The sequence below is a fragment of the Acinetobacter sp. BHS4 genome, from assembly GCF_018454425.1.
Taxonomy (GTDB): domain Bacteria; phylum Pseudomonadota; class Gammaproteobacteria; order Pseudomonadales; family Moraxellaceae; genus Acinetobacter; species Acinetobacter pittii.
In genome coordinates this window covers 3,764,179-3,790,101 of sequence record NZ_CP075323.1, presented here as the reverse complement: position 1 = coordinate 3,790,101, position 25,923 = coordinate 3,764,179, and the positions used below count along the sequence as shown (strand labels likewise).

General features: G+C 38.8%; 24 protein-coding genes and 2 pseudogenes. 22 read left to right on the top strand and 4 right to left on the bottom strand.

Annotated features, from left to right (window positions below; translation table 11 throughout):
- Window positions 1-31: 31 nt before the first annotated feature.
- Together KIP84_RS18185 and KIP84_RS18180 are read right to left on the bottom strand one after the other, a co-directional pair.
- Window positions 32-1,246, bottom strand: a complete 1,215-nt coding sequence (locus KIP84_RS18185) for an amino acid aminotransferase (RefSeq protein WP_161283047.1) — start codon at window positions 1,244-1,246, stop codon at window positions 32-34.
- A gap of 335 nt (window positions 1,247-1,581) precedes the next feature.
- Window positions 1,582-1,716: pseudogene (locus tag KIP84_RS18180) on the bottom strand (hypothetical protein).
- Between the two features lie 45 nt (window positions 1,717-1,761).
- On the opposite strand from KIP84_RS18180, the gene KIP84_RS18175 reads away from it, so the two are divergent.
- The 8 genes and pseudogenes from KIP84_RS18175 to KIP84_RS18140 all read left to right on the top strand — a co-directional run bounded on the left by KIP84_RS18175 (window position 1,762) and on the right by KIP84_RS18140 (window position 10,820).
- Window positions 1,762-2,472, top strand: coding sequence for a GntR family transcriptional regulator (locus KIP84_RS18175; RefSeq protein ID WP_001153627.1), 711 nt, complete (start codon window positions 1,762-1,764; stop codon window positions 2,470-2,472).
- Entirely contained in the window at window positions 2,465-3,349 is an 885-nt protein-coding gene (prpB, locus tag KIP84_RS18170) for a methylisocitrate lyase (protein WP_005071840.1), read from the top strand. Before KIP84_RS18175 ends, prpB begins: the two co-directional genes overlap by 8 nt.
- A 273-nt stretch (window positions 3,350-3,622) precedes the next feature.
- Window positions 3,623-4,780 carry a 2-methylcitrate synthase gene (gene prpC, locus KIP84_RS18165; RefSeq protein ID WP_004795430.1) on the top strand — a complete coding sequence of 386 codons (1,158 nt, stop codon included), beginning with the start codon at window positions 3,623-3,625 and terminating at the stop codon, window positions 4,778-4,780.
- Complete coding sequence (gene acnD / locus KIP84_RS18160; RefSeq protein ID WP_213689038.1) at window positions 4,780-7,386, top strand: Fe/S-dependent 2-methylisocitrate dehydratase AcnD; 2,607 nt, start codon at window positions 4,780-4,782, stop codon at window positions 7,384-7,386. The genes prpC and acnD overlap by 1 nt, the downstream gene beginning before the upstream one ends.
- A 79-nt stretch (window positions 7,387-7,465) precedes the next feature.
- Window positions 7,466-8,803, top strand: coding sequence for a PIN-like domain-containing protein (locus tag KIP84_RS18155; protein WP_213689037.1), 1,338 nt, complete (start codon window positions 7,466-7,468; stop codon window positions 8,801-8,803).
- 416 nt (window positions 8,804-9,219) lie between these two features.
- The gene (locus KIP84_RS18150) at window positions 9,220-9,354 is read left to right on the top strand and encodes a zinc ribbon-containing protein (RefSeq protein ID WP_001983336.1); all 135 of its coding nucleotides are present in this window, start codon (window positions 9,220-9,222) and stop codon (window positions 9,352-9,354) included.
- Window positions 9,355-9,476: 122 nt separating this feature from the next.
- Complete coding sequence (locus KIP84_RS18145; RefSeq protein WP_213689036.1) at window positions 9,477-10,052, top strand: DUF4126 domain-containing protein; 576 nt, start codon at window positions 9,477-9,479, stop codon at window positions 10,050-10,052.
- A 266-nt stretch (window positions 10,053-10,318) separates the two neighbouring features.
- Window positions 10,319-10,820, top strand: a pseudogene (locus KIP84_RS18140) (NUDIX domain-containing protein).
- Between the two features lie 1,444 nt (window positions 10,821-12,264).
- Here KIP84_RS18140 and KIP84_RS18135 read toward each other — a convergent pair.
- Window positions 12,265-12,957 carry a tetratricopeptide repeat protein gene (locus KIP84_RS18135; RefSeq protein ID WP_213689035.1) on the bottom strand — a complete coding sequence of 231 codons (693 nt, stop codon included), beginning with the start codon at window positions 12,955-12,957 and terminating at the stop codon, window positions 12,265-12,267.
- Window positions 12,958-13,218: 261 nt separating this feature from the next.
- On the opposite strand from KIP84_RS18135, the gene KIP84_RS18130 reads away from it, so the two are divergent.
- From KIP84_RS18130 to KIP84_RS18100, 7 genes are read left to right on the top strand one after another with little or no spacing between them, the layout of a single operon-like run.
- Window positions 13,219-15,999 carry a type VI secretion system Vgr family protein gene (locus KIP84_RS18130; protein ID WP_213689034.1) on the top strand — a complete coding sequence of 927 codons (2,781 nt, stop codon included), beginning with the start codon at window positions 13,219-13,221 and terminating at the stop codon, window positions 15,997-15,999.
- Window positions 16,000-16,007: 8 nt separating this feature from the next.
- Window positions 16,008-17,249, top strand: coding sequence for a hypothetical protein (locus KIP84_RS18125; protein WP_032064049.1), 1,242 nt, complete (start codon window positions 16,008-16,010; stop codon window positions 17,247-17,249).
- Window positions 17,249-17,614: a lipoprotein gene (locus tag KIP84_RS18120; protein WP_032064048.1), complete on the top strand. Its 366-nt coding sequence runs from the start codon at window positions 17,249-17,251 to the stop codon at window positions 17,612-17,614. Before KIP84_RS18125 ends, KIP84_RS18120 begins: the two co-directional genes overlap by 1 nt.
- Window positions 17,615-17,641: 27 nt before the next feature.
- Window positions 17,642-18,127 carry a hypothetical protein gene (locus KIP84_RS18115; protein WP_213689033.1) on the top strand — a complete coding sequence of 162 codons (486 nt, stop codon included), beginning with the start codon at window positions 17,642-17,644 and terminating at the stop codon, window positions 18,125-18,127.
- 8 nt (window positions 18,128-18,135) lie between these two features.
- Window positions 18,136-18,546 carry a hypothetical protein gene (locus KIP84_RS18110; protein ID WP_204085708.1) on the top strand — a complete coding sequence of 137 codons (411 nt, stop codon included), beginning with the start codon at window positions 18,136-18,138 and terminating at the stop codon, window positions 18,544-18,546.
- Between the two features lie 28 nt (window positions 18,547-18,574).
- The gene (locus KIP84_RS18105; protein WP_032064044.1) at window positions 18,575-18,913 is read left to right on the top strand and encodes a hypothetical protein; all 339 of its coding nucleotides are present in this window, start codon (window positions 18,575-18,577) and stop codon (window positions 18,911-18,913) included.
- 28 nt (window positions 18,914-18,941) lie between these two features.
- Entirely contained in the window at window positions 18,942-19,418 is a 477-nt protein-coding gene (locus KIP84_RS18100; protein ID WP_032064043.1) for a hypothetical protein, read from the top strand.
- Between the two features lie 88 nt (window positions 19,419-19,506).
- Here KIP84_RS18100 and KIP84_RS18095 read toward each other — a convergent pair whose 3' ends face one another.
- The gene (locus tag KIP84_RS18095; RefSeq protein ID WP_213689032.1) at window positions 19,507-20,208 is read right to left on the bottom strand and encodes an SDR family NAD(P)-dependent oxidoreductase; all 702 of its coding nucleotides are present in this window, start codon (window positions 20,206-20,208) and stop codon (window positions 19,507-19,509) included.
- Window positions 20,209-20,456: 248 nt separating this feature from the next.
- Here KIP84_RS18095 and KIP84_RS18090 point away from each other — a divergent pair, with 248 nt between their 5' ends.
- The 7 genes from KIP84_RS18090 (at window position 20,457) to KIP84_RS18060 (ending at window position 25,903) form a co-directional block, all read left to right on the top strand.
- Window positions 20,457-21,041 carry a TetR/AcrR family transcriptional regulator gene (locus KIP84_RS18090; protein WP_213689031.1) on the top strand — a complete coding sequence of 195 codons (585 nt, stop codon included), beginning with the start codon at window positions 20,457-20,459 and terminating at the stop codon, window positions 21,039-21,041.
- A 202-nt stretch (window positions 21,042-21,243) separates the two neighbouring features.
- The gene (locus KIP84_RS18085) at window positions 21,244-22,443 is read left to right on the top strand and encodes an MFS transporter (RefSeq protein ID WP_213689030.1); all 1,200 of its coding nucleotides are present in this window, start codon (window positions 21,244-21,246) and stop codon (window positions 22,441-22,443) included.
- A 487-nt stretch (window positions 22,444-22,930) separates the two neighbouring features.
- Window positions 22,931-23,434, top strand: coding sequence for a DUF2867 domain-containing protein (locus tag KIP84_RS18080; protein WP_213689029.1), 504 nt, complete (start codon window positions 22,931-22,933; stop codon window positions 23,432-23,434).
- Between the two features lie 80 nt (window positions 23,435-23,514).
- On the top strand, window positions 23,515-24,216 hold the full coding sequence (locus KIP84_RS18075) for a DUF1003 domain-containing protein (protein ID WP_213689028.1): 702 nt from the start codon (window positions 23,515-23,517) through the stop codon (window positions 24,214-24,216).
- A gap of 111 nt (window positions 24,217-24,327) precedes the next feature.
- A complete protein-coding gene (locus tag KIP84_RS18070) occupies window positions 24,328-24,993 on the top strand; it encodes an RluA family pseudouridine synthase (RefSeq protein ID WP_213689027.1) in 666 nt (221 codons plus the stop codon).
- A 126-nt stretch (window positions 24,994-25,119) separates the two neighbouring features.
- Window positions 25,120-25,497: a ribonuclease E inhibitor RraB gene (locus tag KIP84_RS18065; RefSeq protein ID WP_069035888.1), complete on the top strand. Its 378-nt coding sequence runs from the start codon at window positions 25,120-25,122 to the stop codon at window positions 25,495-25,497.
- 28 nt (window positions 25,498-25,525) lie between these two features.
- Window positions 25,526-25,903, top strand: coding sequence for a nuclear transport factor 2 family protein (locus KIP84_RS18060; RefSeq protein WP_151283528.1), 378 nt, complete (start codon window positions 25,526-25,528; stop codon window positions 25,901-25,903).
- Window positions 25,904-25,923: the final 20 nt, after the last annotated feature.

The window sequence follows — 25,923 nt, the reverse complement described above, 5'->3', positions numbered from 1 at the left end:
AGGCGCCAAAGCGCCTTTTTTAATAGATGTCTTATGCTGCTTCTACTGATTTAGCAAGTACTTCTGCAACTGCTTTAGCAACAGTGTAAACATTGTTCATGTTTAAACCTGCTACACAAATACGACCACTACGTACTAAGTAGATTGCATATTCTTCACGCAAGATATCCACTTGCTCAGCAGTTAGACCTGTGTAGCTGAACATACCTTTTTGGTTTACAAGGTAGCTAAAGTCACGGTCTGGTAATGCTTTAGTAAGTTCGTCTTTCAAGATGCTACGCATTTTAATAATACGCTCACGCATCTCTTTCACTTCACCTTGCCATTGTTGGTTAAGTTCAGCGTCATTTAACACTTCATCAACTAACCAAGCGCCTGTTGTAGGAGGGCTAGAGTAAATACGGCGTACAGTTGCTTTTAACTGACCGAATGTGCACTGAGCAGCTTCTGCATCGTCACATACGAAAGTTAAGCCGCCAACGCGCTCGCCATATAAAGAGAAGATTTTAGAGAACGAGTTGCTCACAATGAAGTTTAGACCTGCTTGGTCTAAAGCACGGATTGCATACGCATCTTCTTCCATACCGTCACCAAAACCTTGGTAAGCGATGTCTAGGAATGGAATAAGGTTACGGTCTTTTAATACTGCAATCACTTGGTCCCATTGCGCTGGGTTTAAGTCAGCACCTGTTGGGTTATGGCAGCATGGGTGCAACAACACAATGCTTTGCTCAGGCAAATTTTTAAGTGTAGAAAGCATACCGTCAAAATCTACACCACGTGTTTCGTTATCGAAATATGGGTAGAAATGAGTTTTGATACCAGCGCCATTGAAAATCGCAACGTGGTTATCCCAAGTTGGTTGGCTTACCCAAACGTCTGAATTTGGGAAATAAGTTTTTAAGAAATCTGCACCAACTTTCAATGCACCTGAACCACCAAGCGTTTGGATGGTTACAGCACGGCCAGCTTTAACTGCTGGGCTGTTTGCACCAAATAAAAGTGCTTGAATTGCTTCACGGTAAGGTTTGAAGCCTTCCATTGGCAAATAAAGTTTGGTTTTACCGTTTTTAGGCTCGATACGCTTTTGCGCTTCAATAATGGTCTCTAACTGAGGAACAATACTGTCTTCGTTATAATAAAGACCAATACTCAAGTTTACTTTTCCAGAACGAGTATCAGCATTGAACTGTTCCATTAAAGAGAGAATTGGATCGCCTGCGTATGGGGGGATATGTTGAAACATCAAAAAAGTCCTTTCATTCAACAATATGCATAGTGCTCGGTTTTTTCTGTCTCGAAAAATACGCCACAACTATGTCGATGCTCAATAATGTATCAATAAAGCTACCGTGAAGCACCTGATAATTTCACTAATATCGATATTTTCTGGCTAAAAATGATAAAAAGATTTAAAAGAAATTACGGTAAATAGATACTAATTTATAACTCATGCTTTCATTCAAGCAGATTGTCTACAATCTTGCTGTAATACATTGGTTGTAGACTAAAGTTTGAAACAAAAGTTTAATGACTAAAACGTAACTAAGAAAGAGTCATAAAACTATAGATAAATTAACACTAAATTATTGTTTTATAAATATTAACTGGCAAGTGGTTTAATGCTTTAAATATAAGGTGATATAAGCGGTCAGGCTATAAAAATTGACCTGATGCGTTCTGTAAAGTGTCAACAATCACCTTGATTTTTTTCATTCATACCGCTATAAAACTCATAATTGATTAAAAATTGTCGACAATATGCAAGATTTGACCTTCGCACCAGAGCCACTACAAAGTCAGGGAAGAACACTGACCGAGAATGTATTTAAACAAATACAGACGGCGATTGTTTTGGGTCAAATTCCGGCAGGTAGCAAGATTTCTGAGCCTGAGCTGGCACGCACTTATGGTATTAGTCGTGGGCCATTACGTGAAGCGATTCATCGCCTTGAAGGTCAACGTTTGGTTGAGCGTACTGCACATGTGGGTGCGCGCGTGGTTTCCCTTTCACTGCAACAGTTTAAAGAGCTTTACCAGATCCGTGCGTCATTAGAAGGTTTGGCTTGCAAACTTGCTGCACAGCATATTGATAAAAAGCAAATTTTGGCGCTACGTGATGTCTTACGTATGCATGCCGAAGATGAAAACTTTAAAGCAGGTAAAGGATATTACTTGCAAGAAGGACAGGACGATTTTCACTACTGCATTATCAAAAGTAGTGGCAATAAAACTCTAGAAAAAATGCTATGTGATGAGCTTTATCATCTCATCCGTATGTACCGAATTCAGTTTTCAAACACACCCGATCGACCGAGCAAAGCTTGGGATGAACATATCCGTATTTTAGATGCAATTGCAGAAGGCGATGGTGAACTTGCCGAACTGCTGATGCATCGACATATCAATGCTTCTTACAAAATTATTGAGCAAACACTGCTACAAGCACAAGGAGAACATAACAATGGCTAAACAATCCGCAGGTCAGCTATTTCGCGATGCAGTAGCCCAAGAAAAGCCATTACAAGTGGTTGGAACCATCAATGCCAATCATGCACTTTTGGCAAAACGTGCAGGTTATAAAGCGATTTACTTATCAGGTGGTGGTGTAGCCGCTGGTTCTTTAGGCTTACCTGATTTGGGAATTAGTAACCTTGATGATGTGTTGACCGATGTACGCCGTATTACCGATGTATGTGATCTTCCATTATTAGTCGATGCCGACACAGGTTTTGGTGCTTCTGCATTTAATATTGCGCGTACTACAAAAGCACTGATCAAGTTTGGTGCTGCGGCAATGCACATTGAAGACCAAGTAGGCGCAAAACGTTGTGGACACCGCCCGAACAAAGCCATTGTGACTCAAGAAGAAATGGTTGACCGTATTAAAGCAGCGGTTGATGCGCGTGGTGATGACAGCTTCGTGATTATGGCGCGTACCGATGCATTGGCTGTAGATGGCTTACAAGCTGCCATTGACCGTGCGGGTGCCTATATTGAAGCGGGCGCAGACATGCTATTCCCTGAAGCAATTACCGAGCTTGATATGTACAAGCAATTTGCTCAGAAGACAGGTGCACCGATTTTGGCAAACATTACCGAGTTTGGCTCTACACCACTGTTTACTACTGAAGAGTTAGCATCTGCCGATGTAAGCCTTGCGCTTTATCCGCTTTCTGCTTTCCGTGCCATGAACAAGGCAGCCGAAACTGTGTATGAAACCTTGCGTAAAGAAGGCACACAAAAGAACGTGATTGATATTATGCAAACGCGTAAAGAGTTATATGAACGCATTAATTACTACGCATTTGAAGACTACTTAGACAACGCATTTGCTAAAAAGAAATAAACCAGCCCTCTTTAAAAAGAAGGGGGAGGAGCGATGGTCTTGGCTATCGTGAGGGCGGCATGGATGCCGCTACGTTGGACTGCCTTGCGCTATTTTCAAAGCGATGCTTTGAATTTGCTCAGGATATATCGTCAGACCAACAAGGATTTTTGCTTACTTTTCATCCGTGAAAAGTAAGGCGAACGGCAGGTTAATCTCGATATAAGAAGTGAAAACGGTGCGACTCCGTCGTGCTTAATAAATAAATTCAGATAGATAGGAAAGGAAAATCTTATGAGCTCAAATGAAACAACAACAGGCTTCAAACCAAAAAAATCAGTTGCACTTAGCGGACAAGTTGCAGGCAACACAGCACTGTGTACCGTAGGACGTAGCGGTAACGACTTGCACTATCGTGGCTATGACATTCTTGACCTTGCAGCGGGTAGCCAGTTTGAAGAAGTTGCTCACTTGCTCGTACATGGCAAATTACCAAACAAAGCTGAACTCAAAGCGTATAAAGCAAAATTAAAAGCACTTCGTGGCTTACCAGCAGCACTTAAAACTGCACTTGAACAACTTCCTCCGTCTGCACACCCAATGGACGTGATGCGTACAGGTGTGTCAGTGCTAGGTTGTTTAACACCAGAACACGAAGACCACAATGAAGCGGGCGCAAAAGACATTGCTGATAAATTAATGGCAAGCCTAGGCTCAATGCTGCTTTATTGGTACCACTTCAGCAATAACGGTCGTCGCATTGAAGTTGAAACAGATGACGACTCAATTGCAGCGCATTTCTTACATTTACTTCATGGCGAAAAACCATCTGAAGAGTGGATTCAAGCAATGCATACCTCTCTTATTTTGTATGCTGAGCACGAGTTCAACGCATCTACATTTACCTCACGTGTGGTTGCAGGTACAGGTTCTGACATGTACTCAGCAATTACTGGTGGTATTGGTGCGCTTCGTGGACCTAAACACGGTGGTGCAAACGAAGTTGCATTCGTGATTCAACAACGTTACGACAACGCAGACGAAGCAGAAGCTGACATCCGTAAGCGTGTTGAAAATAAAGAAGTCGTAATCGGTTTTGGTCACCCTGTCTATACAGTTTCTGACCCACGTAACGAAGTGATCAAGAAAGTTGCGCACGACTTAGCTGAAGCACAAGAGAACACCAAAATGTACCTCATCGCTGAGCGTTTAGAAGCAGTGATGAAAGAAGTGAAAAACATGTTCCCGAACCTCGACTGGTTCAGTGCGGTGAGCTACCACTTAATGGGTGTTCCAACTGCAATGTTCACACCATTGTTCGTCATTGCACGTACAGCAGGTTGGTCAGCACACGTGATTGAACAACGCCAAGACGGCAAGATCATTCGTCCAAGCGCGAACTACACAGGCCCTGAAAACCTCGAATTTAAACCATTGGCGGAGCGTGGTTAATGAACACTAAATACCGTAAACCGCTGGCAGGTACCCAGCTTGAATATTACGATGTGCGTCAAGCCGTTGAAGATATTCAGCCAGGCGCATACGAAAAACTGCCTTACACCTCTAAAGTACTCGCAGAGCAATTGGTACGCCGCGCCGATGCCGAGAACTTAACTGCCTATTTAACGCAGTTGATTGAACGCCGTCAGGACTTGGACTTTCCTTGGTACCCTGCACGCGTGGTGTGTCATGACATCTTGGGTCAAACTGCATTGGTTGACCTTGCAGGCTTACGTGATGCAATTGCAGACAAAGGCGGTGACCCATCTAAAGTTAACCCAGTTGTGCCAACACAGCTCATTGTCGACCACTCTTTAGCAGTGGAATACGGTGGTGCTGACCCAGACGCTTTTGCAAAAAACCGTGCTGTTGAAGACCGTCGTAACGAAGACCGTTTCCACTTTATTGAGTGGACCAAAACTGCATTTAAAAATGTCGATGTAATCCCTGCGGGGAACGGCATTATGCACCAGATTAACCTAGAGAAAATGTCTCCGGTGATTCAGGCGCGTGATGGCGTAGCATTCCCTGACACATGCGTCGGTACAGATTCACATACACCGCATACAGACGCTTTAGGCGTAATTTCTGTGGGTGTAGGTGGCTTAGAAGCTGAAAATGTCATGTTGGGCCGTGCATCTTGGATGCGTCTGCCAGACATTATTGGTGTTGAGTTTGTAGGTCAGCGTCAAGCAGGCATTACTGCAACAGATATCGTACTTGCCTTAACTGAGTTCTTGCGTAAAGAGCGCGTAGTCGGTGCATACCTTGAGTTCTTTGGTGAAGGCGCTGACAGCATGTCTGTGGGCGACCGTGCAACCATTTCGAACATGACACCAGAATATGGCGCTACGGCTGCAATGTTCTACATCGACCAAAACACAATCGACTACTTACGCTTAACAGGGCGTGAAGATGCTCAAGTGGCATTGGTTGAACAGTACGCAAAAGAAATTGGCCTTTGGGCATCTGACATGACCAAAGCAGAGTACCCACGTGTACTACGTTTTGATCTGTCGACAGTAACACGTAACATTGCTGGTCCATCAAACCCACATGCACGTGTTTCAACTGCCGACCTAAAAGAAAAAGGCATTGCGGGTGTTGTTGAAAACCGTTCTGATGGCTTAATGCCAGATGGTGCAATCATTATTGCTGCAATTACTTCATGTACCAACACCTCTAACCCACGTAACACCGTGGCAGCAGGCTTGTTGGCACGTAAGGCAAATGAGCTAGGTTTGGTGCGTAAACCTTGGGTGAAATCATCATTTGCACCGGGTTCAAAAGCGGCTGCACTTTACCTTGAGGAAGCGGGTGTTCTAAAAGACTTAGAACAACTTGGCTTTGGTATTGTGGCTTATGCTTGTACGACGTGTAACGGTATGTCGGGTGCATTAGATCCAGTCATTCAACAAGAAATCATTGACCGTGACTTGTACGCAACAGCAGTACTCTCTGGTAACCGTAACTTCGATGGTCGTATCCACCCTTATGCAAAACAAGCGTTCTTGGCATCTCCACCATTAGTTGTGGCATATGCAATTGCAGGTACGATTCGTTTTGACATCGAAAAAGATGCGTTAGGTCACGACAAAGACGGTAACCCGATTTACCTCAAAGACATCTGGCCATCTGACGCTGAAATTGATGCGTTAGTTAAAAAAGCTGTGAAGCCTGAACAGTTCCGTAAAGTCTACATTCCAATGTTTGACTTAGGCGAAGTTGAACAAGCGAAGAGCCCACTTTATGACTGGCGTCCGCAAAGTACTTACATCCGCCGTCCACCATATTGGGAAGGGGCGTTGGCTGCACCACGTACTTTGGCGAACATGCGTCCGCTTGCAATTTTGGGTGACAACATCACTACCGACCATTTGTCGCCATCAAACGCGATTTTGATGGACTCGGCTGCGGGTGAATATCTTCACAAAATGGGCGTACCAGAAGAAGACTTCAACTCATACGCAACACACCGTGGTGACCACTTGACTGCACAACGTGCAACATTTGCCAACCCGAAACTCTATAACGAAATGGTAGTTCGCTCAGACGGCACCATTAAGCAAGGTTCAAAAGCGCGTGTAGAGCCAGAAGGTGAAGTGATGCGTATGTGGGAAGCAATTGAAACCTACATGAACCGCAAGCAGCCGTTAATTATTATTGCGGGTGCTGACTACGGTCAGGGTTCAAGCCGTGACTGGGCTGCGAAAGGTGTCCGCCTTGCAGGTGTTGAAGCAATTGTGGCAGAAGGTTTTGAGCGTATTCACCGTACTAACTTGGTGGGTATGGGCGTGTTACCGCTTGAGTTTAAACCGGGTGTAAACCGCAAGACTTTAAAACTAGATGGTACAGAGCTTTATAGCGTGATTGGTAATATTGCGCCGCGTTCGACTTTAACTTTAGTGATTGAACGTGCCACAGCGGATGGTAAAGAAGAGATTCTTGAAGTGCCTGTGACGTGTCGTTTAGATACAGAAGAAGAAGTTTCTGTATATGAAGCGGGCGGTGTATTACAGCGTTTTGCGCAAGACTTTTTAGAAGGCCAAGTGGCTTAATATTTAGTCTATAACTGATTGAAAATTATTCAAAAGAGCCCTATCTTGATGATGGGGTTTTTAATATTGATATTTTACTATGAAAAATATGTTTAAGCAGTACAATTATTTTTATACACCTGAGCAATATAAAGATATTTGGGAAAATGCATTATTTGTTTTTGATACAAACACTTTATTAAACTTATATCGTTATCAAGAAGACACAAAAAATGAATTTTTACAGGTTCTTGATAAAATCTCAAATAGAATATGGATACCACACCATGTTGCTTTAGAATTTCAAAGAAATAGACTAGAAGTGATTTGTGAACAGAAATCATTATTCTCAAAGACTAAAAATGTATTGAACTCAACTTCAAAAAATTTAAGTACTGAATTAGAAAAACTACAACTTAGGAAAAGACACTCTCTAATAAAAATAGATCGATTCGTTGAAAAAATAGATACTTTAATTAAGGATTTTAATACTGACTTAGACAATTTAAAGTCAAGTCAGCAACATTTATCTCATCAAGATAGTTTAAAAGAAAAATTGGAATTATTATTTGAAAATAAGGTGGGTAAACCACCTCAGAATCAAGAAGAATTAGATAAACTGTATAAAATTGCGGAAGCTAGGTATAAAAATAAGATACCGCCTGGTTATTTGGACGAGGGTAAAGTTGATATATGCATAGATTCGAAATTAATTTATAAAAAAAAGTTTGGTGATTTTATGGTGTGGCATCAAATATTAGAATACTCAAAGCAAAATGAGAGTATTAACGATGTTATTTTTATTACAAATGATTTAAAAGAAGATTGGTGGAGAAAATATGATGCATCAGGCGAAAAATTTAATCAGCCACGACCAGAATTAATTGATGAAGCATCGCATGTAGGAGGAATAAAAAATTTTATAATGTATGATTCTGAAAAATTTCTTAGTTATGCTTCAGATTATTTAAATGTTCAAATATCGGATAATGCGGTTAAGGAAGTTAGAGATACAACAGAGGTTTATAATAAAAATCAGTCCTCCAAAAATGTTATTCAATTTGACTTACGCAAGATAGGTGATAACCGTAATTTATTCTATGATGAAATAAAAAAGAAGTTAGCTTTTGATAAGGTTAAAGAATTTCAAAACACAATAAATTATTTGATTTATAAAAATGGAGGAGTGGCTGAATTTCCTACTGACATTCTGACATGTCCAGAGTGTAATCTTGAAACAATGATTTTTGATGAATCAAGCTCTACAGGCTATAAATGTACTTATTGTAAAAATGAAGAGTCTGATGAAATAGAGATGCAATGTTCTATTTGCGGTACTATGTGGCCCAACTCAGAAATTGTAAGGGTTGATTGGACAGATGAAGGACATTTTGAAAATTTTTGTCCTCGTTGCAGGCATGACCCCGCTTATGTGTGAGATTATTGATAGTTAAAGCATTATAGGTATATTTTGATATCAAATTTATGTAATTTTATTAGTTTGATAAAAACTTATTCAGCCGAAAAATAAGAATATAAAAAAAGCCCGACATCCTGTCGGGCTTTTTCGTATTTGGTTGCTAGATATGACTCCTGTCGTATCTCACGATCCTGATGCATGAACCTATTATTGTTGTTTTGTGTTCCGGAACATCCTGTTCCTGTATGAGTTCATATTAGAAAAAAAAGCAGGAGGCAGCCAATCCGCTAAATCCCTAAATCTGTGTAAGATAAATCGTACAAATAACATTTTTTGCATTTATGCCATCATCATCGGGCGAAATGGACAATTGACATTCACTTTAAGTGGGTTATATTCCTGTTTAATATATATACGATTATAGGAATGTAATCATGGTAACAGCTGGCGAAAAACCCGGAACAGGCTTCTATTTCTGTGCTCAGTGCGGACATAGAGTGTTTTTAGAAATTAATACCGACCCTTTACCACCTTGCACGAAATGCTACTGCACGCAATTTAAACGTTAAGAATGAAATAATATTTGCGTTCGCATTTAACAAAAAGCCCTGTCACCCGATGGGGCTTTTTGCTAATTTAAAAATAAGACTTACATAACAAGACCCGTGATGGGCATGAAAAGGAAACCGTTATGGAAACAATATTAGGTTTATGTATTGGCGTGGGCCTGAGCGCTGCCTGCGGTTTTCGCGTGTTTGTACCGCTACTGGTCATGAGCATTGCCACTATGATGGGATGGTTTGAGCCATCGAGAGGTTTTGAATGGTTAGCTCTGCCATCGGTGTGTTTAGCTTTAGGCGTGGCAACTGTGTGTGAAGTTGCGGCTTACTATATTCCGTGGGTCGATAATGCCTTAGACACAGTCGCAACTCCTGCGGCCATGATCGCGGGTACATTAGCGACGATGGCGGTTAGTAGTGGAGAAATGTCTCAGTTTGCCAGTTGGGCGGCAGCGATTATTGTAGGCGGTGGCACGGCTGGTGTGGTGCAAATGAGTACCGTTGCTGCACGTGGTGTTTCAACTGCAACCACGGGTGGCTTAGGGAATTTTGTTGTCGCTACAGGGGAGTGGATTGGAGCAATCTTACTTTCGGTTTCAGCTTTGTTAGTGCCTGCACTTGTTGCAGTTGTGGTGCTGATTGCGGTTATTTTAGCGGTACGTTGGATCCGTCATAAAAAGCAAGAACAGGCGCATAGTCCTCTATAGTTTTAGCCTAAACATCACTTTAAATAGCAATAAAAAAAGCCCAACATCCTGTTGGGCTTTTTCGTATTTGGGTACTAGATATGACTCCTGTCGTATCTCACGCTCCTGGTGCTTGAACCTATTATTGTTGTTTTATGTTCTGGAACATCCTGTTCTTGTATGAGTTCATAATAGTAAAGAAGTAGGGTGTCGCCAATCCGCAAAATCCCTAAAAGTTTGTAGGTTAAAGCGTACATTCAGAAATGATTTAACTTTTTAAAGTGAATATGAATAATAGCCAACTTGTTACTTTAAGAAAAAAATCAAATGCGTATTAGAAAATCTTCAAGACTATTAGTTCTTAATGAAAATCATGAAATCCTGTTATTTCAGTTTACTCATACAAATGATGCTTTGGCTGGACAATCATATTGGGCAACCGTAGGTGGCGGGCTTGAAGAAGGGGAAACCTTCGAGCAAGCAGCTTGCCGAGAGCTTTATGAAGAGTTAGGTGTAGTACGACAAAATGTAGGTACTCATGTTGCAACACGCAATTTTGAAATGATGTTGCCGAGCGCAGAAGTTGTGATTTCTGAAGAAAGACTCTTTATTGTTTTTATTAAAAATGAAGAAATGAATACAGCAAACTGGTCAGAACATGAAAAACTTGTGATTAGTAAAAGCCGTTGGTGGACGTTTGATGAGCTAAGCCAAACCAACGAGACTGTTTATCCAAACAACATTCCTAATATTCTTGCAGATAGCCTACCTGAGATTTTTAATCCCTAAAATCTTCCAATATTCAGATATAAAAAAAGCCCGACATCCTGTCGAGCTTTTTCGTATTTGGTTGCTAGATATGACTCCTGTCGTATCTCACGCTCCTGGTGTATGAACCTATTATTGTTGTTTTGTGTTCCGGAACATCCTGTTCCTGTATGAACTCATCATAGGAAAAAAGCAGGGTGTCGCCAATCCGCAAAATCCCTAAAAGTTTGTAGGATAAAACGTACAAGATTTCTTTTTGATTTATCATAATCTTTTAAAAGTGCTGTTTTAAATCGAGATATATCCATGCTGAGTAGTTGTGAAAAGTGTGATGAATGCGGAAGCCAATACTTCAAAAGTAAATCTAGAATGGCCTCGTTGTGCCCTGAATGCACTTCCATAATTTATGGATATGTAAATTGTGAACATGTTTTTAAAGAAGGACACTGCATACACTGCTATTGGGATGGCAGTACAAGCACTTATATTGAAAATTTGAAGAAAAACTCATAAAAAATTTAGTAGTCCTCTATATTTATTCTTAGTTCCTCTTGGCCTCTGTGCCACAACAGACTTTAATCTTTTGCGCTGATTTAAAGTAATAAAATATTGCAACACAGAGATAGAGGAGCTAAGCCAAACGCTTAGCCAGACTACTTTTGTCACACCGCTACATGGTGCTCAGAAAAGTAGGGGCAAAGTCCCGTGGGAGAACAGGACTTTGCAAACTGAAAAACCTTAGCTGCTTAGAACCAAACTTAAAGCCAAAATAGGTTTATAAATTGTCATATTATTCTCATAATGATTTATATCTATGAGTAGAATGAAAATATAATTGGTTTTAAGGTTTAAAATAATTTTTAGGTAGTAATTGATCCTCCCATAAATATAGGAAAATATAATAATTGAAATTTTAAAATAAAAATAATTTATAAATTTAAAAAATAGACAATAGAAAACCTAAATTTTAAATAAATAAAATAATTAATCTAAAGAGGGAATAAGTTTGAAAAGTGTCATGATCAACTCCTTATAATTTATGGAGTCCTACCACCAGATTACCGCGAATTAATTTATGGTGGTAGAACGAAAGGGGGTTGACAGACTGGGATCCATGGAACCAGCACGCACGGGGCGTCCCCCATCCGTCCTACCGCAAAGAAAAGGGGACGCAAGGGTCTAACGACTTATAGATTGTACTATAACCCGCCGTGGATCAACGGTCTGTCAAAACCGACTGGCAATGTGGCCAGCAACGAGATAATAATTGGTGATTTTAATTACGTCAATTTAATATTTAAAATATTTTTTGATTTAATAATAAAACTAAATTTATTTTTAAAATAATAGAATTAATATTTATATTTAATTAGAAAAAATAAATAATAAAATAAGTTGTAAGTGTAATGTTATTAATAATAGAGATTCATCATCTTATAAATAAAATATTATAGAGGTAGCTACCTTATTCTAAACTTTTAAGCATTTCTTTCGCATCAACATCGCCTGTATTGGCCGCTTGCTGAAACCATTTCTTTGCCAGTTGTAGGTTTTTCGGCGTGTCTTCACCATTTAAATACATCTGAGCCAAGTTGTACTGGGCATCACTTTCATTGTGCTCAGCCGCTTTGGTGTACCACTTAAGGGCTTGCTCATCGCTTTGAGCGACGCCGTGACCTTTTTTATATAGATGAGCTAAATTATATTCTGCGGGTGGGTAGCCTTGGTTGGCAGCACGACTAAACCACTCAAACGCCTGCACATAATTTTGCGCAGTTCCTTCACCTCTGTCGTATAACACCCCTAAGTTATATTGCGCTTTAGCATGACCCTTGGCCGCAGCCTTAGTAAAATAATCAAAAGCACGCTTGGCATCTTTTTCGACGCCCGTGCCTGTGTAATACATCATCCCTAAACTATATTTTGCCCCCATACTTCCATTTTGATCAGCCACAGTTAGCCATTTAAACGCTTGCTCATAATTTTTAACAACGCCTTGTTCGCCACTTAAAAGCATCATCCCCAAATGATATTGAGCAACGGATTGCCCTTGTTCTGCACGATATTGAATATCGGCCACACTTGGTTCAGCAAATGCTGAAGAATGAAGTGAGAAAATCACCGTAAATATATAAAAAGCAGACTTTTTTATTTTCATATCTCATCCTGAATTTTATTAATTTGAGTGGTTGCTTTCTTAAATATCTATTTGAATATAAAAGAAAAATATTGAATTTATTTGGGTGGTTTATAGCATTTTAAAATGATCTGATTTTACGGTTTAAATACCTATTTAATAAGAAATTAACCTAAAAATGCATATTTAGACTAGTTACATTTTGAAAATGAGTATAGATAGACAGATTAGTCTTTTTTTAATTAAAATGCGGCCTAAATATAAGTTTGATTGATAATAAAAATGCAGATGAGTGTGTCGAGTATATTGGAGCGTTTAGGCCTTGTTTCACAAAATCGCGCTGTTCATATCCAATTCTCAAATCAGTCTTTAAATCAGCAAGTCTTCTTGCAACGCATCGAGGGCGAACATACGCTCAACCAAGGTAGCGTTGCTGAGTTACTGTGTCTGTCGACAAACGCGCATATTGCATTAAAACAATTTATTGGCTGTCAGGTTGCCGTAGATCAAGTCACTGACACAGGCCAGTTTTTTAGAACAACAGGTATTATTACCGAAGCCAGCCAAGGTCAAAGCGACGGCTCACTCACCATTTATAACCTCACCTTAAAAGACCCAACAGCACTCTGGCATAAACGCCGTAATAGCCGCGTGTTTATGAACAAAAGCGTGCGCGATATTAGCGAAATTCTGTTTAAAGAATGGCAGGGGAAAAGCCCGTTATTTGCCTCAAGTTTAACGCTTGATACATCTGGCTTAACCAAAGACTACGATGTGCGTCCATTTGTGATGCAGTCAAACGAAAGCGATTATGACTTTTTAACCCGTTTATGGCGTAGCGAAGGCATTAACTGGCTGGTCGATGAATCGCAACTTTTTGTCGCTGACCCGAATGCTTCCATTCAGCCACAAGTGCTACGTTTAATTGACGATAACCAAAATTATCAGGCGCTTGAACGCCGTAGCCTACGTTACCAACGCAGCAGTGCGACAGAACAGTTCGATACCATTACCCAAGTCAAGGCAGAGCGCCGCTTACAACCAACTTCGGTTCATGTGCAACGCTGGCAAGCTGATGCCCTCCAGCAAGAAGAAGGTAGTGGCAGCGTACAAGGCACACAAAAGCACAGTGAACACTATGACAATGCCAGCCTAAACCTTGAAGATGCATGGCACGTTAGCCCAGCGTGGATGCAGGACTTAAACGGTGAAGACCAAGCCACCGCTTCTGGTAATAGCCAGATTGAACAGCTTAACCAGCACATCAATGCTTACCATCACCTGAGTTCGAAACAATTTACCGTTTCAGGTAACGTCCGTGATGCACAGGTCGGTTACTGGTTCGAACTGAATGACCACCCTGAACTCGACCAGCATGACAGTGCCGATAAAGAGTTTTTAATCTTAAGCAAGCACTACTACAACCAGAACAATTTACCGAAAGAATTACAACAGCAACTTGAGCGACTATTACCAAAAGACAAGTTTAAGGCAGCCCAACTCGACAGCCAAAATCCTGAGCAGCGCCACTTTGCTGAGCTGAATATCGTTCGTCGCAATATTAAAGCGGTGCCTGAATATAACCCGCTAGAGCACCGACCAGCTGCTCATCCGCAACGCGCTAGAGTGGTGGGGTTGGAAGGTGAAAGCATTCATGTTGACCAGTGGGGACGCATTAAAGTCCGTTTCTTGTTTACCCGAACAGATGACCATAGTCATGACGGTGGGGCAGGAAGTAACGACAATGACACTGACTCCGCTTGGGTTGATGTGCTGACCCCGTGGGCGGGCGCAGGTTATGGCGCACGGTTCTTACCTCGCGTGGGTGAGATCGTGGTCATCGACTTCTTTGACGGCAATATTGACCGCCCATTTGTGGTGGGTCGTATTCATGAAGCCGAACGCCACCCAACTCAGTTTGACCAAAAAGGCCAGCTACCTGACACTAAAAAACTTAGCGGCATCCGCTCAGAAGAAGTCGACGGTAAAGGTTTTAACCAGCTACGTTTTGATGACACGACAGGTCAAATCAGTGCCCAGCTACAAAGCAGCCATGCGGCCAGCCAGCTCAACTTGGGTAACTTAAGCCATCCAAAAGATAAGGCGGAAAGTGACGGTCGTGGTGAAGGTTTTGAGCTACGAACAGACCAGTGGGGCGCAGTAAGAGCGGGTAGTGGCTTACTCGTTACCACTCATAAACAGGACCAAGCCCAAGGTGTACACCTCGATGCAAATGAGGCCAAACAACAAATCGAAGGCGGCCTTAGCAATGCCAAGGCACTCAGTGAAGTTGCCAAAAATCAGCAAACTGATCCGTTAGAAAATTTAGAAAACCTAAAATCTTTTATTGAAAAACTTGAGCAGCAAGACAACGCAAAAGCTAAAACCTTTAAAGAGGCGATTATGCTGCTGGCGAGCCCAAATAGTGTTGCATTGAGCAGTAACGAAGACATTCACTTAAGCGCAGATGGGCAGTTAAATCAAACTGCTGGAGATAGCATTAACCTGTCTACCCAAAAGAACCTAATTGCACATGCCCAAAATAAAATTAGTCTTTTTGCGGCTCAAGAAGGGGCGAGACTCTATGCAGGCAAAGGTAAAGTCGAGATACAAGCACAAGGCGATGGAGCAGATTTAATTGCCCGTAAAGCTGTGCAGGTGATTTCGACTGAAGACAAAATTGAGGCCACAGCAGCCAAAGAAATTGTACTCACCGCAGGTGGCTCTCAAGTCAAAATTACTGGTTCTGGCATTTTTATGACCACAAGTGGCAAATTTGAGGTGAAGGCTGGGCAGCATTTGTTTATGGGGGGCGGGAGTGTGAATGCTAATGTTCCTGCATTGCCTGTATTAGGAGAAATTAATAAATATAACTTGAGATATTTATTGCAAGATAAAGATGGCAATAACTTTGCTAATCATAAATATATCGCTTTCTTACCTAATGGAGATATTGTAGAAGGCCGTACGGATGATAAGGGATATACAGATCTATTTAAATCCTACCAACCAGAAGAGATATCACTTCATTTATTTAAAGATGAAAAAATTGATATAGAGTAAAAATAATAATGGCAAAGTATTACCCTTATGTTGTTTTGGAAACAAATGTAAAAACTAGCTTATTGAAATATAGGCTGTATGTTTACAATACCGTAACAAATAAAGCAGAAACTTCGATACTTTTTACAAGTAAGGAATTCAAAAAAGTAGGAAATAATCTTTATCAAACAAGATCTGCTGAGATAGATGATAATAAATTAGGTATCGAAAGTATAAGAGATTGTGTAATTATTCTTGACTTATATCGATTAAGTATAAGTGGAAAAGAAGCTTTAGTATTAAGTAATTATATTGTGCCAGATAAGATCGAATCTTATACTTCTGCAAATTTTAGTCAGAATACTAATATAAGTAAGGTACAGTATAATGAAGCTAATTATGTGACTAAAGTTATCAAAGATAATAATTCGAAAAACACATTCCAGCTCAATTTGAGTAGAGAAAGAATTTTTCAATGTATAGATCCTGGCTGTAAGCCTGGCGAGGCTAAGGATCCGTTTTCAAAGATACAGATTGAAGCAGGTTTACAGGCCCGTTTAAATGAGCCACTACCTGATCAATCTTATGCTTCTTTATGTGGTCCTGCTGCATATTTTTTCTGCCTTATTAATTTAAGCCCTACTAAATATAAACTGGCAGTAAAACAACTTTGGGAGAAGGGGCTTACAAAAATTGGTAATTTAGAGATTAAGCCATCTTTAAGTGGATGTCGGCGTGTAAAGAATTTTTATGATGGTGAATTACCTAAAATTCCACCAATTGATTGGATAACTTTAGCTAGCTTAAGAGAATCTGAGAATAAAGCATTCCAATTAAAAGATCCTAGTCAAGAAGTTGCAGGTATCACCGCTTGGTGGGAAATGGAAAGTTGGTTTAAAAGTTCAGGGTTTAAAATTCTAAAGACTTTTCCATTTTATATAACTGGCTATAATCCTACTTTAATTGGTGAGATTAATAAGTATGCTGGTCCAGATTATTATATAGTTACTTTGATATCCGCAAGCTTATTAAATAGTGGTTCAAGTTCAGGAACGCAAAGTCTACCAGACCACTGGATTGTTTGGACAGATAAGTTAAAACAACCTAATGGAAAAGCTATAACTTCTTCAACGGACCCCTATAAAACTGATGTAAAACTCAAAGCATTCTCATGGGGAGTAAACACTCAAGTGATTAAGTCAAAATTATCATTGTATAATTTTGAAAAAAAAGTTTTTTTTGCCATGATTATTAAAAAGGAAATTTTTTAATGAATAAGTCTTTTATATTTTTATTTCTTACTATTGTGCTTTCTGGGTGTGGTAAGAAGGATTATCCAGTTGAACCCAATCAAATCCCTGCAGGTACAGTGGGTAAGTTATATAATCAAAAAATAGATGTAAGTGGAGGTGTAGTTATACCTTATACTGTACAAATAACTACAGATTTTAAAGAGGATATGGGAGTTGTTGTTAAACCAATAAATCAAGATGTTTCTGATGCATATAATCATTTAGTTATTTATGGGGTTCCAAAATATAGTGGTGATTTTAAAATTAAAATCTCTGGTGGAATATATGGTAGTGGTGATGGAAAATTTACAAAGGAATATACTTACAAGGTTAATTCTAAATAAAATATTTCAAAGATTTATAAATAATTTATGAGAAATTTTTTAATTATTTTATCCATTTTATTGTCAAGTTGTAATCCTTTAGCCAAAAATGAGAAAGAAAATTTTAAAGATATGGCCCTTAAGAATTTAACTTATTCTCATATGGATGGTATGAGTGGTGATATTTTTAAATTTAATTTAGAAACAACTGATGATTTAAAGAATTTTTATCAAAACGGGAATTATAAATATTCACATTTTAAGTGCGATAATATTAAAAATTATCTTATTGTAGGTGCTATCTCAGTTGAAGGAGAAAAGTTAAAGAATGGAAAATATACTTTGTCTGGATACTTCAAAGTTTGCGAAGATGAATCAATGAATGTATGTATCGCTAAGAACCAATTGGAAAAATTATTAACTAGCAATATGTCTTGTAGAGTAGTCTTTGGTAGCTTATTACAAAGCAGTAAAGTTGTGGTAGATAGTATTTTGGTATCAAAAGAAGCTATAAGAAAACCCAATTTTCAATAGAGTTTGGAATGAAAAAATTTCTTTATCTATTAGGACTAATTTTTTTAACTGGATGTAGTGAAAAAATCTCAAATTTCACAATAGATCATATTATGAAAAGCAATGAAAAATTAAATTTTGCTATGAAAATTGAAGGTAAGGAAGTTTTAAATAAAATAAAAAAATCATCATCAAAAAAGTTTATTTGTGAAAGTATGATTGATCCTCAGCAAACATTAGATGTGGATATCGATAGATTTGAGAATAACCAAATTGATGTATCTGTAGAATTTTGTTCAAATAATGATAATGGAAGCTGTGAGCCTATACATATAAGTTCAGTTAAAAAAATTAATTTAGAATGCCAAGCGGTTTTCTCTGCAATGATTGGTAATATCTCTAAATCAGAAAAATTTCCAATTGTATGGGAAGAACAATAATTTGATTAAGACTATAAAATTTTTCTGGATAGTTTGCGTAATTCCCTTTTTACTTACGGGCGGATGTCAGGATAAATATACGGTTGAACCTGAAAGTCTTCCAGTTGCTTACGTAGGGCAAACATATACCCAACAATTAAAAATTACAGGTGGAAAAGTCTCTGAACAACATTTTGAATTAACTTCTAATATTCCGGAAAATCAGGGAGTTAAAATTACTCCCGTAGATGATATAGATGGATACAATCACATAAAAATAGAAGGTATTCCTAAATATAAAGGAAAATACAAAATTGTAATTAATACATATTTTTATGGGCGAGGCGATGATAAGCTAACTAAAACCTATGAATTTGTAGTTAAATAATAAAAGATCTTTTTAATAAGAAGAGGATATGAAAAAGAATTTATTAATTACCGTACTAATTTCAATTTTCATCATACAGTCCTTATTAAATTATTACTTCTGGAACCGCACAAAAACACCCGAAATTCATGTTTTAGAAAAACCTTTAAAGATATATTCGTTTGAAGGTAAATATTCGAAAAATAGCACTTTGCCAGAATATTATATTTTACCAGAAGGTACTGTTTTATATGATGATAGTGACTCTTTGAACAGAAGGGTTATGGTTTATTTCAATTTACAAGGTGTAGATTTTAAATTCGAAGAACAAGACCCAGATATCTTAAAACAACCTAGTGAAGTCAGTGGTATAAGGTCGAAGGACTTGCCTGATTTACTAAAAGAAATTCCTCTGACTAAAAAAGATATTTATTTAATTATTAAACATGATGAACGTATAAAAGACTCTGTGCGTTCAATTTTATTCAAAGAATACACAATTGATCCTTCAGAGTATGAAAAATAATTAAATATTTCTGGGGCATAGAAACATAAAATTAAAAAAGTTCAGAGAAGCGTAATTTATTACGCTTCTTCTGTCATAAGAAATAATTTTAAGCAGCTTGAATGGCTTCACCACAAAGAGAGACAGTTTCTTGTTTATGCTGGTGTAAGTACCAGAACTGCTCCGCAATGGTTTCTGGATGTACCGTGTAGGTCTTATCTTGTGCTCCAGAAGTCCCATCAACGAAACCATTCACAATTACTTGGCTCACATAAACATTTGAGTCCGCTAGACTATGAGCAAGTAAGTTGGTGGTTTTGTATTGCGCGGCAGCGGTAATTGCTAATGATGAGTACTCTTTAGCCACCAAGTCGATACCCACTGCATCGAAAGCAAAAATTCCATTTGTTGATAAAATACTGCCGTGGTTCTTCTCTAAATCACCTAAGCAAGTTTGAACAGTCGCAATATAGCTCGAAACACGAATATGAAAGCTTTTGGTAAGCTCTAGTGGAGGGGTTTCTAAGATATTTCCTTCAATATCATGGAAAGCATTCCAATGAATATTTTTAATCTCTCCTAATCGGTCTTTAATACGATTAATAAGATTTGGTATATCTTCAAGAACCGCTAAATCACATGTAAAAGCGTAAGCTTCAATACCTTGTGTTTTAAGTTCTAAAATGGCTTTTTCGAGTTTTTCAGCATTACGTGCCACTAACCCGATTTTATAGCCTTCTTTACCAAACTTATGTGCTACGGCTTTGGAAATACCTGTTCCATAACCAAAAATTATAATATTGTTGTTCATTATAAAGTTCCAAAAAACCAATTATTTGGTTAGAAATAGTTTATAATATGTTTTTATAATGTATTCAAGCGCAAAAGTTATCTCTAAGAATAGTACCCAAAGAATAAAATGCTTAAAAGCGGGGATTAGGGAGTCAGCTTTACATGAGTTATTCGGCTAAACATGCGCTGTTGAAAGAATTATTAGTTTGACTTCTCTATCACTCTATCTTAAATTAATTGGAACGATCGTTCCTGTTAAGTGTGTTTATGCGAACCAAAGAATTTGAAACTGATGAAATTGCTGATGCAGCCATGCATGTTTTCTGGCGTCATGGATATGCAGCGACTTCAGTTCAAGACTTAGTTGAAGGTACAGGATTATCTAGAAGTAGCCTTTACAGTACCTTTCAAAACAAGCAAGGGCTCTATCAAAAAGCGTTACAGCGTTATGAACTTTTAACCACGCTTAACAATGTGAAGCTATTGTCTGGTTCAGGTTCGCCCAAAGCCCTTATTCGACAATTACTTGTTAATATTGTTGAAGATGAGCTAAGTGATCCAGAACATAAAGGATGTCTTGTCGCAAATGCTTGTTTGGAACTGGCTGGACATGATGAAGATGTCGCTCAATTTGTTGTGAGTAACCTACAGAAACTACAACATGCTTTAGAGAATTTATTAATTAAAGCTCAACATTCAGGTGAAATTTCTTCTACCCAAAACCCGCGCGCGTTAGCGAGTTTTTTTGTAAATACTATTCAAGGATTACGTGTTTTAGGGAAAGGCAGCCCACTTGAACAAAGAAAGCAATGTTTAATGGATGTGGTCGAGGTTGCTTTAAACGTTTTATAAAACTCAATTGAACCTTAACTATTGTTGAGCTGAGCTGGATAGTTAAGGTTTTTATTTAACTTAAATTGGAATGATCATTCCAGAACAATAATTCTAGTTCACATGGAGAACAAATGTCTTCCCATCCTAACCTGATAAAACAAGCTTATAGCAATACAGAGCAGAGTAAGTACGCTGTAAAAGAATGTGAGAGTAAAGCTTTATGAATATGAAGAGTAATGAAACATCTCATCAGTTAACTGAAGAATTCTCTGCTCAATTACCGATTTGGAAATTGTTGGCTTTTACAGTTGCAGGCTTTTTGACCATCATGACAGAAACCATGCCAGCAGGGCTTTTGCCCCAAATCAGTCAAGGCTTACATATTTCAGAAGCTTATGCAGGGCAGCTTATTGCAGTATATGCCTTAGGTTCGGTTTTGGCGGCAATACCGCTGATTAGCCTTACCCGTAGTTGGAATCGGAGACCCTTATTACTCAGTGCGATTGCAGGGTTACTTTTATTTAACGCGATTACTGCCTTATCAAATGACTATACTCTGACTTTGATTGCTCGTTTTATTGCAGGGATGGCAGCGGGTGTTATTTGGGGGCTTCTAGCGGGTTATGTAAGACGTATGGTCTCTACATCTTATCAAGGACGAGCTTTAGCAATTGCTGGGGTTGGGCAACCCATTGCCTTATCAATTGGCGTTCCTTTGGGTGCATGGTTGGGAACGCTGTTTGAGTGGCGTGGCGTGTTTTGGATCATGTCTTTACTGGCATTAATTTTATTTGTCTGGATTCGTTTTAGTATTCCTGATTTTGCAGGGCAGTCAGCACAGAAAAAGTTGCCCATTTTAAAAGTTCTTTTAATGCCGGGCATTAGAGCTATTTTAGCAGTCGTCTTCCTTTGGATATTGGCTCATAGCATTCTTTATACTTATATTTCACCATTTTTGGCCTCAACAGGGCAGCCATACAACGTTGAGACTATCCTGTTTATATTCGGCATTTCTTCAATTGTAGGCATTCTCATTACAGGCATGTTTATCGACCGTTCATTAAGAAAAATAACGCTTATAAGCTTATTTATCTTTGCAATCGCAACAGCGCTATTAGGTGTTTATAGTTCTTCAAGTTTTATCGTACTGGCGTGTGTTGGGTTCTGGGGAGTCACTTTTGGTGGGGCTCCAACACTATTACAAACAGCTCTGGCAAATACTGCGGGACATGAAGCAGATGTAGCACAGTCGATGTTGGTCACGGTATTTAACCTTGCTATCGCATTTGGTGGAATGATAGGTGGGGGACTGCTTGAAAGTTTTGGAGCAGCTTCTTTTCCGTGGTTTATGCTAGTTTTTGCCCTGATTGCGTTATGTACTGTTTGCTATGCCCGTAAACATGGTTTTATTTCTTCATAAAAGATTTTTGCCCTTCATGGTTAAAAAGTGAAGGGTGACTTAATTTTTATAGCTTGATGTACTGTCACTCAAAATAATTAATAACTTGGTAAAATAAACCGAAAAACACAAATAAAGTGGAATTTAAATTTAACTAATTATATGTAAATGGGAATAAATTCTTTTAAATTGGCTTAATGTTGTAAAAATTCCCAAAAATAATAAAAATTCGCTTTTCTTAGAAAAACAATCCCGCAGGGTGCTGGCTAAACTATATCTCAAGGGTGTGATAGGGATCGAAAAGAGTAGCATGCACCAAAACGTATAACGTTAGTGTGTACTCACCCAAAAGGTCTCGATTCGGCTTAGGACGCTATAGATCAAAAGTTTATAGGCACAAGGTTATAACTTACAAAGTTATGATTGTTGAAGTAAACCATAGATGTTTTCCCTTGACACCCTAAAAAATTCTTTATAATAAAAACGATACTTTACAAGAATATAATTTATGAATAAGCCTTATCTTTCTGCTTTACCTGCCGATAGTCAAATCTCATCTCAATTGAACAATGCCTACTTCCACGACTCGTGGAGCATTGTGCTTGGTCAGCCCGACCTAAATGTATTTCAGCAACTTATTAAGCTATTCCAGCACACTCCGCAGTGGGTAGAGTGGAGCATGAATATGCGTAATAAAATTACTTCAAAGATTGGGCTTAAAGATTTAGGAAGTTTTCAGAAAATTGATTCGAATAAAAAAGAAAATGAATATGTGGCAGGCGATCGAATTGGAATTTTTACTTTTTTGCAGCGTACCGAAAATGAATTAGTGATTGGAGACGATGACAAGCACTTAAATGTGACTTTATCTATTTATAAAAATGAAGATACCCAAGTGCTTACCGTAACTACAATAGTGCATATTAAAAATTGGCTTGGGCGATTGTATATGCTACCTGTAATTCCTGCCCATCGAAAAATCGTACCAGCGACTTTACAGATTTTAGGTTAGATTACTATTTTTATTTACGATGTGATCAGCCAAAATTGTTTATATAATAATCTTAATATCATAATAAAGAGCTGAATAATATGGAGAATAAAAATCAGTGTCGGCAGTGCGCCGTTTGTGGGAAAAATTTTCCTTTAAAAGATCTAGTGTCTGGTGAAGTCATTCGTAATGTGATTAGTGATGAAATTTTAAAAGGCTATCCAGATTGGAATTACTCAAGCTTTATTTGTCGGGCCGATCTGGCAGATTATCGAGTTAAATATGTGCAGTCCCTATTACGCTCGGAAAAGGGTGAGTTATCTAATTTAGAAAATGAAGTGATCGGCAGTATGCAACGCCATGAGCTGATTAGCCGAAATACAGAGTCGGATTTTGATCAGAATTGGACATTTGGAGAAAAGTTAGCAGATAAGATCGCGACATTTGGTGGTAGCTGGGCTTTTCTCATTTGCTTTGCTCTATTTTTGACAGGCTGGATTATTCTAAATACGGTAGTGATGGTAGTCCGTCCCGTCGATCCTTATCCCTTTATTTTGCTTAATCTGGTTTTGTCCTGCTTAGCTGCGATTCAGGCACCTATTATTATGATGAGCCAGAATCGCCAAGAAGCAAAAGACCGTTTACGTTCTCAACATGATTATCAAATTAATTTAAAAGCCGAACTTGAGATTCGCCATTTGCATGAAAAAATGGATCACCTTTTATCGCATCAGTGGGAAAGACTTGCGCATATTCAAGAAATTCAGCTCGATCTTTTGGCTGAAATGAATAAAAAACGATAAAGATTTTCTGAGTTTCACGTGGAACATGAGTAGAGCATTATAGATTATTTTGCGGTAGAACCGAAATTTCTTTATGATTTGCCGCCATGCTCCATTGCTGCTTCTACAACCATGCCTTTAAACGACAACTTTGTTTACGCTCCGCCACAAGATCCGCTTTCAATTTTATTTGAAGACGATGATTTGATTGTGGTTGATAAACCTGCAGGCTTGTTGTCAGTGATGGGGCGTTTACCTGAGCATCATGACAGCGCTTATTTACGGGTGCTAGAAAAGTTTCCTTTAGCAAAGGTCACGCATCGTTTAGATATGGCGACTTCGGGCCTACTTATGTTTGCCAAACATCGCGATGCAGAAGTTGCGGTAAGTAAAATGTTTCAGGCCAGAACAGTCAAAAAACATTATATTGCTTTGGTACAAGGCCAAGTCACAGAAGAAGGGAGTGTTGAAGTTCCACTCATTACCGACTGGGAAAATCGCCCAAGACAAATTGTGCATTTTGAATTAGGCAAACATGCCAAAACCTTATTTCAACCTCTCATCTATGATGAAAAGAACGATCAAAGTCGAGTATTACTTGAACCAGTAACAGGACGTTCGCATCAGTTACGTGTGCACATGATGCATATTGGACATCCGATTATGGGCGACAAGTTGTATCACCCTGAGCCTAAACGTTTTCATTTAAGCCGTATGGCTTTACATGCTGCTTATCTGGCTTTCCAACATCCCTTAAATGGAACGGACGTGGTGATTGAGTCACAAGTGCCTTTTTAAAATTTATATAATTAAAAAATTAATTTGATGCAATTGGGAACTGAATATATACCCAAACTGCAATAAAAGTCGGGTATTCTTGATGTCGAATAATATTAATACCGCAACAACAACAAGGATCACTTTATGACTCGTGACTACGAACAATTTCCAGATGACGATAACGGCAATGTACTTTGGCAAATGGCTGAAGACGGGGATGATTTAACCGAACTGCATGAAATTGAATTTTCTATTGCTTTTCATGATCAGAAAAATGCAGAGCAATGTGCACTCTATTTGCTTTACCAAGAACAAAAAGTTTCACTTTTTCAAGATGACTCTGTTGAGCCAAATGAATGGGTGATTACCATCTTCGTTAACATGGAACCTGAGTATTCAGATATTGTTGACTTGGAACAATGGTTTGCCAGTATCGCTGAGAAATTTCAGGGCGAATATGATGGATGGGGCTGTATGGCCTATGTCTTCGAGGAAGACGACGAAGAAGATCTGTTGCAGTAAGGTCTAAAATAAAAAGTAGGAGATAAAAATGAACTTATCTCAAAAACAAATTGCAGTACGGTTTTTAGAGCTTGCCGCAGCGGGTGAAGTCGATGAAGCCTATAGCAATTACACCGCGCCAAACTTCAAGCATCACAATCCTTATTATGCGGGTGATGCGATTTCTTTGAAGGAAGGGATGCGTGAAAGCGCGGCTGAAACGCCTAACAAAGTCTTTGATGTTCAACATGTCATTGAAGAGGGCGATTTGGTTGCAGTGCATTCAAAACTTGAAATGCAGATGAATGGGTTAACCACCTTGGCTGTGGTTCATATTTGTCGTTTTGAAAAGGGTAAAATTGCTGAGTTTTGGGATATTGGGCAAGTACAGCCCGACCCGCTCGTCAATGAAAATGGTATGTTCTAATAAAAAAGCCCGAAAGTTTT

Coding starts and splice junctions, on each gene's coding strand:
- KIP84_RS18110 (WP_204085708.1), top strand. CDS start 18,136: ATGAAAAAATTTCTTTATCTATTAGGACTAATTTTTTTAACTGGATGT.
- KIP84_RS18135 (WP_213689035.1), bottom strand. CDS start 12,957: ATGAAAATAAAAAAGTCTGCTTTTTATATATTTACGGTGATTTTCTCA.
- KIP84_RS18130 (WP_213689034.1), top strand. CDS start 13,219: ATGCAGATGAGTGTGTCGAGTATATTGGAGCGTTTAGGCCTTGTTTCA.
- KIP84_RS18175 (WP_001153627.1), top strand. CDS start 1,762: ATGCAAGATTTGACCTTCGCACCAGAGCCACTACAAAGTCAGGGAAGA.
- acnD (WP_213689038.1), top strand. CDS start 4,780: ATGAACACTAAATACCGTAAACCGCTGGCAGGTACCCAGCTTGAATAT.
- KIP84_RS18145 (WP_213689036.1), top strand. CDS start 9,477: ATGGAAACAATATTAGGTTTATGTATTGGCGTGGGCCTGAGCGCTGCC.
- KIP84_RS18060 (WP_151283528.1), top strand. CDS start 25,526: ATGAACTTATCTCAAAAACAAATTGCAGTACGGTTTTTAGAGCTTGCC.
- KIP84_RS18100 (WP_032064043.1), top strand. CDS start 18,942: ATGAAAAAGAATTTATTAATTACCGTACTAATTTCAATTTTCATCATA.
- KIP84_RS18115 (WP_213689033.1), top strand. CDS start 17,642: ATGAGAAATTTTTTAATTATTTTATCCATTTTATTGTCAAGTTGTAAT.
- prpC (WP_004795430.1), top strand. CDS start 3,623: ATGAGCTCAAATGAAACAACAACAGGCTTCAAACCAAAAAAATCAGTT.
- KIP84_RS18185 (WP_161283047.1), bottom strand. CDS start 1,246: ATGTTTCAACATATCCCCCCATACGCAGGCGATCCAATTCTCTCTTTA.
- prpB (WP_005071840.1), top strand. CDS start 2,465: ATGGCTAAACAATCCGCAGGTCAGCTATTTCGCGATGCAGTAGCCCAA.
- KIP84_RS18070 (WP_213689027.1), top strand. CDS start 24,328: ATGCCTTTAAACGACAACTTTGTTTACGCTCCGCCACAAGATCCGCTT.
- KIP84_RS18125 (WP_032064049.1), top strand. CDS start 16,008: ATGGCAAAGTATTACCCTTATGTTGTTTTGGAAACAAATGTAAAAACT.
- KIP84_RS18075 (WP_213689028.1), top strand. CDS start 23,515: ATGGAGAATAAAAATCAGTGTCGGCAGTGCGCCGTTTGTGGGAAAAAT.
- KIP84_RS18085 (WP_213689030.1), top strand. CDS start 21,244: ATGAATATGAAGAGTAATGAAACATCTCATCAGTTAACTGAAGAATTC.
- KIP84_RS18065 (WP_069035888.1), top strand. CDS start 25,120: ATGACTCGTGACTACGAACAATTTCCAGATGACGATAACGGCAATGTA.
- KIP84_RS18120 (WP_032064048.1), top strand. CDS start 17,249: ATGAATAAGTCTTTTATATTTTTATTTCTTACTATTGTGCTTTCTGGG.
- KIP84_RS18150 (WP_001983336.1), top strand. CDS start 9,220: ATGGTAACAGCTGGCGAAAAACCCGGAACAGGCTTCTATTTCTGTGCT.
- KIP84_RS18080 (WP_213689029.1), top strand. CDS start 22,931: ATGAATAAGCCTTATCTTTCTGCTTTACCTGCCGATAGTCAAATCTCA.
- KIP84_RS18090 (WP_213689031.1), top strand. CDS start 20,457: ATGCGAACCAAAGAATTTGAAACTGATGAAATTGCTGATGCAGCCATG.
- KIP84_RS18155 (WP_213689037.1), top strand. CDS start 7,466: ATGAAAAATATGTTTAAGCAGTACAATTATTTTTATACACCTGAGCAA.
- KIP84_RS18095 (WP_213689032.1), bottom strand. CDS start 20,208: ATGAACAACAATATTATAATTTTTGGTTATGGAACAGGTATTTCCAAA.